Source organism: Sediminispirochaeta bajacaliforniensis DSM 16054, assembly GCF_000378205.1.
Taxonomy (GTDB): domain Bacteria; phylum Spirochaetota; class Spirochaetia; order DSM-16054; family Sediminispirochaetaceae; genus Sediminispirochaeta; species Sediminispirochaeta bajacaliforniensis.
Genome location: NZ_KB899417.1, coordinates 12,528 through 26,811 on the forward strand (window position 1 = coordinate 12,528; position 14,284 = coordinate 26,811).

The 14,284-nt window shown below is 47.4% G+C and carries 12 protein-coding genes; 6 read left to right on the forward strand and 6 right to left on the reverse strand.

All coding sequences use genetic code 11. The features are described 5' to 3' along the window. The first annotated feature begins 9 nt into the window (after positions 1–9). Genes F459_RS0112130 through F459_RS0112145 form a run of 4 tightly spaced genes read left to right on the forward strand, consistent with a single transcriptional unit; the run spans position 10 to position 5,588 of the window. Positions 10–912 (forward strand): carbohydrate ABC transporter permease, encoded by a 903-nt coding sequence (locus tag F459_RS0112130; RefSeq protein ID WP_020612994.1) that lies wholly within the window; start codon positions 10–12, stop codon positions 910–912. Between the two features lie 13 nt (positions 913–925). Then, positions 926–2,044, forward strand: a complete 1,119-nt coding sequence (locus tag F459_RS0112135; protein ID WP_020612995.1) for a carbohydrate ABC transporter permease — start codon at positions 926–928, stop codon at positions 2,042–2,044. A gap of 11 nt (positions 2,045–2,055) precedes the next feature. Next, positions 2,056–3,804: a glycoside hydrolase family 9 protein gene (locus F459_RS0112140; protein ID WP_020612996.1), complete on the forward strand. Its 1,749-nt coding sequence runs from the start codon at positions 2,056–2,058 to the stop codon at positions 3,802–3,804. Then, positions 3,801–5,588 carry a family 20 glycosylhydrolase gene (locus F459_RS0112145; RefSeq protein WP_020612997.1) on the forward strand — a complete coding sequence of 596 codons (1,788 nt, stop codon included), beginning with the start codon at positions 3,801–3,803 and terminating at the stop codon, positions 5,586–5,588. The genes F459_RS0112140 and F459_RS0112145 overlap by 4 nt, the downstream gene beginning before the upstream one ends. 70 nt (positions 5,589–5,658) lie before the next feature. On the opposite strand, the gene F459_RS0112150 is transcribed toward F459_RS0112145, so the two are convergent. From F459_RS0112150 to F459_RS0112170, 5 genes are read right to left on the reverse strand one after another with little or no spacing between them, the layout of a single operon-like run. Then, positions 5,659–6,603: a nucleoside hydrolase gene (locus F459_RS0112150; protein ID WP_020612998.1), complete on the reverse strand. Its 945-nt coding sequence runs from the start codon at positions 6,601–6,603 to the stop codon at positions 5,659–5,661. After that, positions 6,600–7,403 carry an energy-coupling factor ABC transporter ATP-binding protein gene (locus F459_RS0112155; protein WP_020612999.1) on the reverse strand — a complete coding sequence of 268 codons (804 nt, stop codon included), beginning with the start codon at positions 7,401–7,403 and terminating at the stop codon, positions 6,600–6,602. Before F459_RS0112155 ends, F459_RS0112150 begins: the two co-directional genes overlap by 4 nt. A 4-nt stretch (positions 7,404–7,407) precedes the next feature. Further along, entirely contained in the window at positions 7,408–8,253 is an 846-nt protein-coding gene (locus F459_RS22270; RefSeq protein WP_020613000.1) for an energy-coupling factor ABC transporter ATP-binding protein, read from the reverse strand. Then, the gene (locus F459_RS0112165; RefSeq protein ID WP_020613001.1) at positions 8,250–9,053 is read right to left on the reverse strand and encodes an energy-coupling factor transporter transmembrane component T family protein; all 804 of its coding nucleotides are present in this window, start codon (positions 9,051–9,053) and stop codon (positions 8,250–8,252) included. The genes F459_RS22270 and F459_RS0112165 overlap by 4 nt, the downstream gene beginning before the upstream one ends. Before the next feature lie 9 nt (positions 9,054–9,062). Further along, positions 9,063–9,653: a hypothetical protein gene (locus tag F459_RS0112170; protein ID WP_020613002.1), complete on the reverse strand. Its 591-nt coding sequence runs from the start codon at positions 9,651–9,653 to the stop codon at positions 9,063–9,065. A 109-nt stretch (positions 9,654–9,762) separates the two neighbouring features. On the opposite strand from F459_RS0112170, the gene F459_RS0112175 reads away from it, so the two are divergent. Then, positions 9,763–10,818, forward strand: coding sequence for a LacI family DNA-binding transcriptional regulator (locus tag F459_RS0112175; RefSeq protein ID WP_020613003.1), 1,056 nt, complete (start codon positions 9,763–9,765; stop codon positions 10,816–10,818). A 238-nt stretch (positions 10,819–11,056) separates the two neighbouring features. Here F459_RS0112175 and mprF read toward each other — a convergent pair whose 3' ends face one another. Continuing rightward, positions 11,057–13,633 (reverse strand): bifunctional lysylphosphatidylglycerol flippase/synthetase MprF, encoded by a 2,577-nt coding sequence (gene mprF, locus F459_RS0112180; protein WP_026295016.1) that lies wholly within the window; start codon positions 13,631–13,633, stop codon positions 11,057–11,059. A gap of 133 nt (positions 13,634–13,766) precedes the next feature. Here mprF and F459_RS0112185 point away from each other — a divergent pair, with 133 nt between their 5' ends. Further along, entirely contained in the window at positions 13,767–14,222 is a 456-nt protein-coding gene (locus F459_RS0112185) for a YbaK/EbsC family protein (RefSeq protein WP_020613005.1), read from the forward strand. Positions 14,223–14,284: the final 62 nt, after the last annotated feature.

Consider the following 14,284-nt stretch of genomic DNA (forward strand, 5'->3'; position numbering starts at 1 on the left):
GTTACCTACGTGAAAAAAAGCGAACGACAAATGCTGCCGGCCTTTTTTGCAATGGCCGCTCCGGCGATGTTGATCTATCTTTTCATCATTGCCTATCCGATTATCTATTCGGTCTGGCTTAGTTTTACCGATTTCAACCCAAACCGGGGAGGGGCGTGGAATTTTGTCGGACTGCTTCAATATAAGACGATGTTTTCCGACCCGAATTTCTGGCATGCACTGAAAAACAACCTGATTGTCGTGGCTGTTTCCGTCTTCGGCCAGATTCCCATCGGATTCATTCTGGCATACCTTCTCTACAGAAAGATGGTCCGCGGCGTGAATTTTTTCCAGACCATCGTGTTTCTTCCCAATTTTCTATCGACCATTGTCATCGGTACCATGTGGAAGCGACTTTTCCAAGCCGACGGCCCTGTTTCTGTTCTTATCCAGAAGACGACAGGGGACCCTACGGCCCAATTCGAGATGATGCTGCACCCGAATACGGTCATGATTCCCATCGGTTTTGCACTGATCTGGATATATACCGGTTTGTATATGATCATCTTTCTCGCCAATCTTCAGAAGATCAATGCAAGTCTGATCGAAGTAGCGAAAATAGATGGTGCGACGGAGGGCCAGATATTCCGAAAGGTGATTGTTCCTCTGCTTTCGGGTACCATCTTGGTCTCGACCGTACTGGCGATTGCCGGTTCCCTCCGCGGTTTTGATCTGATTTTTTCCATCACCACCCAAGGCTTACAAAGAAACAACGCCATGGTTCTTCCCATTTTTATGTATCAGACGGCCTTTCAAAACTATGCCAATGAAATGCGATTTGCCTATGGAGCGGCAATATCGAATGCCATCGTCCTGATCAGCCTGGTACTTATTGCCTTTAGCCGCATGATCAGTCGGAAAACCGATTATTAGAAAGGACCATCTCATGAACGATACGCTTACACGATCGCGCCAAGGGGAACGGATAAAAGGCTTCGTTGGAAACCTCATCGCCTATATTATTCTTGGTTCCTGGGCATTGATTACCATCCTGCCGCTTTTTTGGATGACCTACTCTTCCTTCAAATCGAATGAAGAGCTTACGAGGAGTATCTACGCTTTTCCAAAGGAGCTGTTCGATAATAAGTATGATGAATATGTTGTTATAAAGCCGCAACTGAATGTGGTTCCCGATTATGATGTGGAAAAGGATAAACGCCCGAGGCTCATCATTGAGTCGAAAACCATCGCACCTGGGCGCCGCCTGATGGTTCATTTCCTGCTGAAGGAGGAACTTCCTGAAAAGCTCGCGAAGCTTCAACCCGGTGACACGTTGAACCTTTCCCAGCTTCCGCTTTCCTTACGAACGAAACTTGGCTGGCGTACCATCTGGTTTAACTATATTTCGGCAGTCGAACGGGGTGGTTTGGGACGAAAATTCATCAACAGCATTATCTATGCGGGTGTTTCCACCTTTTTGATCAACCTTTTCGGCCTGATGATGGCCTTTGCCTTGAGCAAGTATCCCTTTAGGCGGCTTGCTATGGTTCTGGGAGGATTGATCGGGCTGGGCTATCTCATTAGTATTAATTCCGTCATCATTCCGCTTTTTTTAATGCTTACCTCGGTCAATCTGACCGATACCCATTTGGGTATCATCCTCGTGTATACCGCTTTCGGCCTCCCTCTTGCGGTCATGTTGGATACCCAGTTTATTCATGATTTACCTACGAGTCTGATCGAATCTGCAAGAATCGACGGAGCCACCACGTTTAGATTGTTTCGCTCCATCATCGTTCCGATGTCGACTCCGGTCATTGTAACGGTGAGTATCATCAGTGCCTTGGGTATTTGGAATGAATTTTTGCTTGTGCTGGTTCTTGCCAGTTCGGAGTTTACCAAATCGTTACCGGTAGGGGTCTACTCGTTTTCGAGCCTTACCAGTACGCAGCTGGGGTGGCAGATGGCGGCACTTGTCATTGCAACCCTCCCGGCTATGATTGTCTATTTCATCTTCCAGCGTCGGCTTGCAGAAGGCGTGGTCGGAGGAGCCATAAAAGGATAAGGATAGAGCAGATGCAAATTCTTACTAATCACATTGGATATCACACCGCTTCGGCTAAACGCATGATTCTTCAATGCTCCGAAGTACTTGCGCCGAATTTTCCCGCACCATCGGCTCAATTGATCGATCAAGATAGCGGTAGCGTGCTGCGTACCCTGCAGGTTACATCGTCCGGTTCCGTTCCCGGCTGGAAGGATCGCCATTTCTACCTCTTTGATTTTTCCGATTTTACCGGGAAGGGCGTTTTTCGCTTTGAGGTTACGGCGGGGAATGCACAGATCCACGGACTGCCTTTTACCATCGGCGATGAATTGCTGCAGGATAGCTGTATTTCGGACATTCTTTTTTATTTCAAGGGGCAGCGTTCTTCCGGTCGATGGGACCTCGCAGACCGATCGGCTTCTTTCTTCGGAGAACGCTCCGATCGGGTCGATGTTCACGGGGGATGGTATGATGCAGCCGGAGATTACAGTAAATACCTTTCGCATCTTTCCTATGCAAACTATCTCAACCCCCAACAGATTCCCTTGGTGGTGTGGTCGTTATATTCCCTTGGTGAGATCCTAGCCTCCCGGCCCCGGCATCGGGGAACATTGCTGGTTGAACGGGCCCTTGAGGAGGGGGCCTGGGGTGCCGACTTCCTGGTACGCATGCTGGATCCGGAAGGCTATTTTTATATGACCCTTTTTGATCAATGGAATAAAAAAAGTGATGCAAGGATGATTTGTGCTTTCAAAACAAAACAGGGAGAACGGCTTGAGGAATACCAGGCTGGTTTTCGGCAGGGGGGAGGGATGGCTATTGCCGCTCTTGCACGGGCCGCTCGTTTTCCCAGGACGGAAATTCCTTCCGACGGCTTTGACTGTGATGCATATCGGCAGACGGCGGAAAGGGGCTACGATCATCTTCTGCGTCACAACTGTGAGTATCTGGACAATGGGCGCGAGAATATCATCGATTACTATTGCGCCCTTCTGGCAAGCGTGGAGCTTTTTACTACAACGAAGGATGCCTCGTATCTTGAAGGGGCCCGCAGTTGGGCCTGTAAGCTTTCTTCCCTCTTTTTCGATGAAAAAAAGTGCTGGTTTGCGGAATCAGGCAATAGCCGTCCCTTTTTCCATGCTTCGGATTCCGGTATGCCCATTATCTCTCTCCTCCGTTATGCAGAGGTTGAAGATAACCCATCCATGAAGGCCGAGACCCTTGCTCTGGTGGAGCGGGCCTGCCGGGCGGAGCTTAGCCTCGCCTCGGAGGTTCATAACCCTTTTGGCCTTGCCCGACAGAAGGTTAGGGCCGTCGGCGGGAAAGATCATTCTTCCTTCTTTGTCCCCCATGAAAACGAGTCAGGTTATTGGTGGCAGGGGGAAAACGCCCGCCTTGCCTCTCTTGCCTGTGCTATGCGGCAGGCTGCAACGGCCCTCGCTCCCGGTGGAGTAAGTGAAGGGCTCCTAGAACAGATGAAGGCCTTTGCCACGGCCCAACTCGATTGGATCCTCGGCTTCAATCCCTTCGACACCTGTATGCTTGCCGGCCGGGGGCGCAATAATCCTCGTTTCGAATCCTTTTATCCCAATGCTCCCGGTGGGATCTGCAACGGCATTACCGCCGGCTTTTTTGACGAATCTGATATCGATTTTCTTCCCAAAACGGCGATAGAGCAGGGTGATCATCGTTGGCGCTGGAGTGAACAGTGGATTCCCCATGGCGCATGGTTTCTCATGGCCCTCGCAGCCGAGATGGCCGACGGTGGAGATCAATGAATCTCTCTTTACTCGTTCCTCAGCCGCAGATGGTCCGCTCCGGTTCCGGGAAATTCAGCTTCGGCCGCGATTTTGCGGATCAAGTCCATTCGTATCTTTTTTGTGACACGATTCCTGACGGCATTGTAGAGCTCCCCCTTTCCCGGGAGCTTCAGGCCCTGCCGGAAAGCTACCGACTGGATATTCGCCCCGATAAAATTCTCCTGGCGACTGAGAGCAAAAGCGGGCGCTTTGCTGCTATGACCACACTCAAGCAGCTTTTGCTTCAATGCCCTGATGCCGCACTGCCCTGCATGACCATCGACGACTGGGCCCTTTTCTCGATTCGGGGGGTGATGATCGACATTAGTCGCAGCAGAGTACCCACAATGAATACGCTTCAGCATATCATCGATCTCCTTTCTCTCCTGAAATATAACCAGCTTCAGCTTTATATGGAGCACACCTTTGCCTACAAGGGGCATGAGGATGTATGGAAGGACTCTTCTCCGCTGACCGAGGCAGAGGTCAGAGGTCTTGATCTCTATTGCCGAAGACGGGGAATCGAGTTAGTGCCCAATCAGAATTCTCTTGGCCATATGGAGCGATGGCTTGCCCATCCTGCCTATAAACAGTATGCCGAATGCCCCGAGGGCTTTACCGATTCCTGGGGCATTTTTCGTCCCGTCTCTACAACCCTTGACCCTTCCAGCCGGGAAAGCTTCCTCTTTTTAGAAGGGCTTTACGATCAGCTTCTACCTCTTTTTTCCTCTAAGCTCTGTAATGCAGGGGGGGATGAACCCTTGGAGTTCGGAATGGGGCGTTCCCGAAAGCTTTGTGAACGTGAGGGGCGTGATAATGTGTATGCGGCTTTCCTCGAGCGACTGAATAGTCTCGCTGCTGAGCGGGGAAAACGGCTCATGGTATGGGCCGATATCTTGCAAAAGTATCCTCACTTACTCAAGGATCTTCCTGAAGATATCATGTTCGTCGATTGGGGCTACCAGGGAGACCATCCCTTCGATCACGAGTGCCGGAACCTTGCCGAATCCGGGCACGATTTTATTGTCTGTTCCGGGACATCTGCCTGGAACTCCATCGGCGGCAGGTGGGGTAACTGTCGAGAAAATATCCGAAACGCTGCGGCTGCCGCTCTCAAATGGGGTGCCCTCGGGCTCATGATGAGTGAATGGGGGGACAACGGCCATATGCAGCAATATCCGATACCCATGCCGGGCTACTTCCTCGGCTCGGCGGCGGCGTGGAATCCCGAGGCTATCGATCTCCTCGACATGAGCGGTGCCCTTTCACTCTTGTTGTTCGGTCGGGAACATAACATTCTTGCAAAGGCCTTGATGCTGCTTGAAGAGGCGGGAAGCCCGAAAGGCCTGAAAATTCATAACGCCTCTCTCCCCGGCATTATGCTATTTGATCACTACCTTCCCCATTACCGCTCCATTTTTCCTCAATATGCCGGATATGATTTTTCTTTCGAGTATGAACAGCTTGAAAAAGCCGAGTCCCTCCTTGCCTCCGTTGATCCCGGAGAACCGCAAACCCTTTACGACGAAATACTCTTTACCGCTGCCCTGATGCGTTTTGCCTGCGATCTCGGGCGTTTGCGCCTGCAGGCTCCCCATTTCTCACTATCAGAGATCGATACGGCTGCAAGAGTGAGGCTTGCCGACCGCCTTGAAGAGCTCATCATCGAATATCGGCGTTTGTGGTTGCTGCGCAATCGCCCCGGCGGTTTGGAAGAAAGCGCCGGAATTCTGGAAGAACTGGTCCGGCTCCTAAGGCAATAGGGGTAAAAGACCAAGAACGGCATTGCCGATGCTGGTATTCGCCATTGTTGCCTTTGTTTGCCGGAAAAAATCAAGGTAATTTCTTTACAGCAGCAAAAAGCTCGTTTACAAAGGTGCTTCGATCTATCCCAAAACAAACCCGCATATTTGGGGTCTTACTGTATAGCTTGTCATAATCAACGATTGTTGCCCCTCGGGAATATGGTGAATTAGAGGTGTCTATGGTTACAAAGAGTTCTCTACTTGTAAAAATATCAGGACGCAGCAGGTAAGCGATTGTCGTTACGTCGTGCAATCGTATTTTGGGACCCTCATCTTCACAGAGAAAATCTTTTCCGGCAGTCTTGGCATAAAAATCTATGAGTTCCTTGAGGACTACTCCCGTACGATTTCCGATCCGGGAGAAATCCTCCACCTCCTGTGTTGTTACTGTCGCTTTATGTGTAACATCTAAACCGCACATGACGAGAGGAATACCGGAATTTGCCACGATTTGGGCCGCCTCAGGGTCGACATAAATATTGAACTCTGCTTTTGGGCTCCAGTTCCCTCCGAAACAGGAGCCTCCCATAAACACTATCTGTTCTATTTTGTGCTTGAGCTCCGGGCGGGCAAGGATGAATGTTGCAATATTGCTCTGGGGGCCTGTAGCAACTATTGTCACCTTTTGCTCCGATGCTTTGAGAATATCCGTATATACATCAATGAAGTTCCGATCGAGGGGCCGATAAGGAGAAGATTCTATCAATGGTCCGTCAAGCCCGCTTTTCCCATGGACATTTTCTGCGATCTCCAATGGACGAACCAGAGGCCCTTTTTGCCCTGCAACCACAGGAATATTGGCCTTCATGAGGTAGAGAAGATCTAAGGCATTCACGGTTGTTTTTTCGAGAATTTGGTTACCGCCAACCGTAGATATGCAGGAAACTCTAAGTTTTTCGCTATTTCCTATGGCCAACATCATTGCTATGGCATCGTCATGGCCTGGATCACAATCAAGAATGATCTCTTTCATTTCAGGCTCCTTTTGTAGCTATCTCGAAACTCTGCCAGAGTCAGCGGGCAATCATCCATCTGCAGATCTTGACTGACCAAAACAGGAACTGGTGATTCCACAAAACTTTTCCTGATCAGTTCCGACTGACTAAAAACCTCTTTGGTTGTGCCGTCTATCAAGATTTCACCGTTACAAAAGACGACAACTCGTGAAAAATTGCGGGCCACAAAATTCATGTCATGACTGATTGTGATGAATTTTTTCCCCTGCATTCCCAGCTCTCTTATAACAGTTTCAAAATGTTCAATCTCTTTCCAATCCTGACCAGCAGTGGGTTCATCCAGCAAGATCAACTCGGGATCTGTGGTAAGGATTGAGGCTAAAGTAATAAGTTTTTGCCGACTGTAGGCCATCTCTAATGGATGATGATCAAGAAACTCTTGTAGCCCGATAAATTCCGCAATCTCTTCGACTCGCTTTTTCTTCTCTGCTTCTGTATGAACTTTTTTTCTCAACCCAAATTCGATTTCTTTATATACCGTTTCATGAAATAACTGGTCTTTCGGATTCTGAAATACATAGCCGATACGTTTTGCCCAGCTGCTGAGAGGCTGTGATTCCACCGGTATACCGTCAATTGTGATACTTCCGCTATTAACTTGATGGGTATTATTGAGCAGTCTCATGAAGGTCGTTTTTCCCGCCCCATTCTGGCCGATTATTGCGGTCTGCTCTTTCCCTAATGATATCGAAATATTTTTGATGACCGGATGTTCTCCATCATAAGAAAATGTTGCGTTTTCAACTATGATATTCATACACTTATCCCGCAATCCCTTGTTTTAGGTCGTGATAGGTTAGGCACCCTTTTGCGTTCTTTATTCCATTTTCGTAGAGGATTTTTGCTATCTCATAGCTGTCGTGTGTCTTGAGACCATATTCACGCATCGATGGGTCCGACAAAACATCTCGTGGTGTTCCATATGCTTTGAGTTCTCCCTTGCTCAGTAAGAGAATTTTATCGGCATAGGTACAAACCCGCTCAATGTCATGGTCGACACAGATGATCGTCATCCCTCTGCTACGAAGCCGTTCAATGACCTTGAAAATTTCTTGGGACCCCAAAGGGTCAAGTTGCGAGGTACAATCGTCAAGCATGATAATATTCGGTTTCATAACAATGACCGAAGCGATGGCTATTCGCTGCAGTTGACCACCGGAGAGAGCGAGAGGAGATCGATCGAGAAGGTGAGTGATACCAACAAGCTCGGCAGTTTCTTCAACCTGCTTTTCTATGACAGACGGCTTGATGTTGAGATTACACAAACCAAAAGCGATTTCATGTCGAACTGTTTCCGTGGTGTAGGAAATTTGGTTGAAAGGGTTATCGAATACAAAACCAATACTTCTGGATAGTTCTGCGACTGTGTGTTCTTTTGTATCCAAGCCGGCAACCGTCACTCGTCCTTTCATCCGCGATTTATAGAAATGAGGAATGAGTCCGTTAAGAGCGGATAGGAGTGAAGTCTTTCCGCTTCCGTTTAAGCCGCATACGCTGATGAATTCTCCTTCATCGACGGAGAAACTTATTTCTTTCACCGCATCGATATGGGAATCTCTGCGATAGTGACGTATCTTCAGCCCTTCGACTTTAATCATCTGTTTCATCTTAACACTCCTATCTTGAAGAGCAGCCACAACACAAAAAGAAGTGCTCCGCTCATTATGAAACATAGCTGTAGTATCTTATCAACAGGTTTCTCAGCTAAGTCGTAAAGGCTTGAGACCGTTTTACTGACACCAAAAGATCTTACTTCCAAGGTCACGCTGCGAGACTGAATATCCGTGAGAGAAGAAAGTATCAGGGGCATAAGAAGGGGAAGAAAGGCCCTGATACGTGTTGGGAGGTTCCCCTCCATTGATATTCCACGGCTTTCTTGGGCAATTTTGATGGTGTCCATTTTGCTCCGCATATACGGTAAGACGTTCAACGTTGCCAAAAAAAGGTAGCTCACCGACGGTGAAACTCCCTTTTTTATAAGGTTCGGCATCAGCCTTTCTTGGCTTGTCGTTTTTACAAAAAGAAAGACAGAGGGCAGAATTAAACAAAGTTTACTAACAAGTTTATAGGTTACCATCAACCCTTCTTTTCCAAGCTTTGCGGTAATACCGAGAACTGAAAAAGAATATAGAATTGTTTCGTTTTTTGGGTTCAAAAATCCGTGAATAACTGACAAAAAAAGAAATATTGGAATAATAATTGCCGCTACAAGCCGAAATGTCTGCCGAAACGAATGTGCCAGCGCCGAGAAAACAATAATAACGGCCAGGACCACAAGTGTCGTATATATACTGGAACAGATAAAAGATAGTAGCAAAAGCCACAGTAATCCATATAGCTTTGTTATTGGATTGAGCTTGTGGACTGGTGTTGCTTTCCGTTCGTAAAATATGCTTTTCTCAGCCATGATTACTACTTAAAAGTCCTCTTCGGTGTGTTGTTTTTGATTCAGCATACTTGCCGGAATTTTCTTTAACACAATGGCAGATATGAAAACGGCAATACCCTTATCAAGTGATTCGACAATAATTGTGGATGAGACTACCGATTTTACAATGTTTTTAGTCGCTGCCATAAAGGTTGCGGTCAACACTGATGAACCGGTTGCGCCTGTGACACCCCCGAATACAACAATGGACACGAATGAAGAAACGATTGTAGAGACAATTACGATGGAGATCCAGGGAATAATGGCTAATTTTAATGATCGAAAGAAGCCTCTTTTTGCACAGTATCCGATAACCAATGCATTTACGACACTGACAATCATGAAGGGGAAATAGATCGGATTGATGAACAAACCCTGAAATAATGATGAAAAAACTGCAACTGCAACTGCGATTGCACCGCCTCCGATGGCTCCTGCTATGGTCGTACCGATCAGGTCTAGGTAGACAGGCAGTTTGAGCGTGCTGGCAATAAAGTTCCCCAGAAGATTAATCCCGACGGCTATTGGGATCAACACAAGTGATGAAGTTGTAAATTGATCTTTGATTTTTTTTAGCATAAAATCCTCCGTGTTGAAATGGTTAAGTGATTATAGGGCTGGTTTAATTATATGTCAAACTTAATTTAATAAAAGTTGACTAAATTAAGTTTAAAGGGTTTAATAGCGTATGGAGAAAAAAGCTACACTACAGGATGTCGCTCAGTTGGCTGGATGTTCCAAATCGACTGTTTCATTTGTCTTGAATGGAAGACCCGGAATTAGTGAGACAACTCGGAACAAGGTTCTTGCTGCCTGTTCAAAGCTTGGATATGGAAGGTTTGATATCCCCACTGGTGATGCAACAACGAGAATTTGCTGTATTGATGTTGTGCGAGATTCCTTCATTTCAGAACCTAAGCTTTTTGAGTTTAAGAGTTTTTATTTAAGAGGAATACAGAAACGATGTGGAGAACTCAACATCCTTCTTGAAACCATATCGTTGTACGATCTCGACAAAGAAAAGCTAAAGATGGCTTTGGCAGGCTTCACCGATGTATCGGGAATTATTGTCATGGGCTCCGATCTTCAATCAGAGGCAGACTTTGGTATCTTTGAAATCATTAACATACCAATTGTCTTTATCGATACTTTTTATCCCTCGTTGAAATACAGTTTCATCAATGTTGATAATCGATCGGGGATGGCACTTCTTCTCAGCTATCTTAAGCAACTTAGGCATCAGCAGGTCGGTCTGATTAGTATCAATACGATTAACTATAATATTCGGGATAGGGAAGAGGCCTTTATCGACACAATGAGGCATAGTGCGCTTTCATTTCAGGAAGAGTGGTTTTTCAAATTTAGCATGGCAAATGAAAATGATCTCTATTCCTACATCGAGAGGTTGAAAGAAGCTAATCGGCTTCCCTCAGCCTTTATTTGTACGACAGATCTGATTCCTATCCAGCTTTTTCCTATTTTTTCCAAATTAGCGATTCACGTTCCCCAGGATATTTCGGTGGTTAGCTATGGCGACCTCAGCCTGGGGCAGATAATACGGCCTCAGCTCACTTCAATTGATCCTCCTAAAAACCAGATAGGACGGGCGGCTGTTGAACTTATTGTAAATCAGCTGGATGTGTCCAATAGACCAGAGAATCTGGGATATCACCTCAATCCGGAACGTGTGCTTGTTTCCAATAATCTCATTGTTCGCGAAAGTGCGGCTGAATGGGAAAACTAAGCTATCCCTTTTGGTCAACACGTGTGCCGATGTAATCGATCTTTTGATTGTGAATTGAAAAGAGCTCTAAAGAAAACGATGATATTCTTATTCTGTAGACTTAAGCTTGATACGGAATCCTGAAAAGTTATCTACATTATATTCTACAGAGGACGGAGTCTCTTTGGGATAGCTTGGTTACATTGTTCTCTTCAATAAAAAGAGATACCTATTAGTGAATGCCGATTTGGCCAAGAGGTTATTTGGTTATAATCCCCTGGATACCTCCGGAGATGAGTGAGGCGATTTGAATAAAGATGAGGTAGTGGCCGACACGAGGCGGCAGGGCGATATATCGGGACTCCCAATACGGGTGAAATTTTTCTTTGTACTGACGCACTCCCTGGAAATTATAGAAAGCCTCTCCATGTTGATAGATTAGAGCTCCCAATTTATTCCATCCCGGAGCGAGGGCCCTGTTTTCGAGGCCGGAAAGGGGCGCCATGCCCAGATTAAAACGGGAAAAAAGCTGCTCCTTTCCCCATGCAAAAAGATTTAGAAAGAGATAATCCATGATATTATCCGAAACAGATGGTAGGTAGCGCATAAGATCCACGGAGAGCTCATGGCCCGTCCCGTCTCGCCAGATATTGGCAAAGGCCACAAGCTCATCGTTTTTGAAGACCAGGGCACAGGGAGTCTGCCTGAGATATGCTTCGTCAAAAAAGCCCATAGAGAATCCTTTCTCCTTGGCTTGTTTCGATTCGAGCCATGCATCGGAAACCTGCTTCAGCTGCTGCAGATGGTCGTTTACCTCCCCGGAGGGCAGCACCGTGAACCGGTACCCTTCGGAGCCAAGTTTGTTGAGGGTATACCGATATTTCTTGGCTTCTTTGCCCTCCAAAGAGAAGTTTTTCAGATCGACCAGTGCCTCTTCTCCGATCTTGAAAAAACTATACCCCATTTCGGCATAGGTGGAGAGGTTTGCGGTTCCCACCTCATAGAGCACCGGCCATCCCATATAGCGGTCACTGAGATCCTTCAACCGCCATAGGAGTTCCCGTCCCTCTTGCTTATCGCCAACAGGATCTCCCATGACCGTCCAGGTCCTTCCCGATATTCCATACATGAGAAAGCTCTTACCGCTGGGAGAGAACAGCAACTCTTTATCTCCCAATAGTGCCAGCATGCCACCTGTCCCCTCAACTTCGGCAAGGATCTGCCGTACCTGTTCCATCTCCTTCTTGCCGGGCAAGGCAATTGAGGGTTTGGGAGATCGAATAAGCATGACAATGCCGCCCCCCAAAAGGACCAGCATGATCCCCACCGTTGCCCGCAGAGAACGTGGGGCGTAACCGTGAAGACTCACCTGCCAGAATAAGTCACTGGAGTATTCCACGTGCTTATGGGAAAAGAAGCCGAGCCACACTACCGTGATAATGGTCATTGCTATGGCTACGATCCATTCGGTACTAAAGAATTGACTTGTCAGGGATGTCTCCCGGTAGAAATACTTGCGACAGGGCAACAGGAGCAGGAACATTACGAAGAGGGTGATTGCCTCTTCGTAATCGAGGGCCTTTGTCAGGGAAAAGAGTGAACCCAACAAGAGCATCACCAGGGAGAGATAGTAAGCGGCATTTTTCCGTTTCAGCAGCCCATACGCAAGTGGCAGGAGCATCGCTCCGGCACAGCTGGCGAAGAAGTGGGTCATTTCTATTACCGGCAGGGGAATGACCTCTATCAGCAGATTCATGCGCTGGTTAATCTCCGGTGTCACACCGGAAAAAAGAAGTACAATTCCCCCCGTGAAGACAAGAGCTGCAAAAATCGGAGGAATCAGTGTTGTTATTCCCCGAAAGAAAAAGCGTGGGACCCGTTCGAAGATTTCGGCCCTGGCTCTTATTTCATGGATGACCAGCATGATCAGCGCGACCAGAAAGGGAAGAAGATAGTAAAAGAGACGATAGGCAAATACATAGGCCGCACTTTGCTGCGGGCCGATGAGAGGCGAAAGATAGAGTATCAGAACCGAATCGAGAACACCGAGACCGCCGGGGACATTGGAGATGATGCCGAACACCTGAGCGGCCATAAAGACTCCGGTGACCGTAAAAAACGATATTCCCTCTACCGAATGGGGCAAAAGCACATAAAAGACTCCGACTGCCAGGAGCCAGTCGGCGCTGCTGACTGCAAACTGCAGCAGGGCAAGCGGAAGCTTGGGCAGCGGGAACTGCAGCTTAGCTATTTTTATCGGACGGCCTGATACGACCAGGACAAGATAGGCGACCACCAAGAGAAACATGATCACCCCGACGATGCGGACACCCCATGGTGTCAAAGGAATCCAGCCAGGCAGCTGAACATTCCCCAGAGCGAATATTCCCGAACCGATGAGAAGAAATCCCAACCAAAAGGTGAGCGAACAAAGCGGGATAATTCTGCCTACATCGATAGGAAGCAACCCGTAGCGTGAATAGAGCCGAAACCGAAGAGAACCGGAAGAAAGCAGGGTCATTCCCACGTTATAGGAAATAGCGGTACTGATAAATGAGACCTGTGCCGTTTGGGAATATTTCAGCCTTTTGCCGATAACATGTAGTGATAGAACATCATAAAGGGTAAGTACGATATATCCGACCAGGGTCAGCAGTAGGGCCAAGAGTATTCGATCGAAGGAAATAGAGGCAATTTGTCGTTTGATTTCTTCGATATGGACCTGATGAAGTACCTTGCTTATTACTACCAGTGAAAAAAGGAAAAACAGAAGGGGAATAACGGAAAATATGAACTTACGGAGATTTTTCCCCGCGAAAATAGTTGTTATCTGCATGATATCTGTTTCTTGAGTATATGAATAAACCGGATGAATAGCAATCAAAGATCAGCTGTCTCTTTTTCGGCTTCTTGCATACATCGCCGCTGGCGGATACACTCTTCCCATCTTCTATGCGAGAGGCAGAAACATGATACCGGAAAAAGTGCGTTCAGTTCTTGATGCTCACCAGCTCACGGCCCTGGAATTTGAACCGGGCAGCACCCCGACTGCCCAAATGGCAGCCGACCGAATTGGTGTCTCAGTCGGGCAGATTGCGAAATCGATTCTTCTAAAAGGAAAAGATGACCGTTATTTTCTTGTGGTTTGCGCAGGAGATCGAAAAATCGCTTCCGGAAAAATGAAGCGTTTGACCGGGGTCAAGTGTTCCATGGCCACAGGGGATGATACCCTTCGAGTTACCGGTTATTCTCCCGGTGGTGTTACGCCTTTCGGCGTTGATGGGGTTGAGATTTTTCTTGATGAGAGCCTCCTTGCCTGGGACACGATCTATCCTGCAGCCGGCACCGATGCAACCGGTGTGCCTGTTACCTTCAAGGTCCTTCAGGAAATTACCGGTGCCGAGACGGTAGATGTTACGGCGTAGTAATTAGCTTCCTGATTACGTTTTTCCATCACCACGATTCATAACACTACTATCTGCCTAGG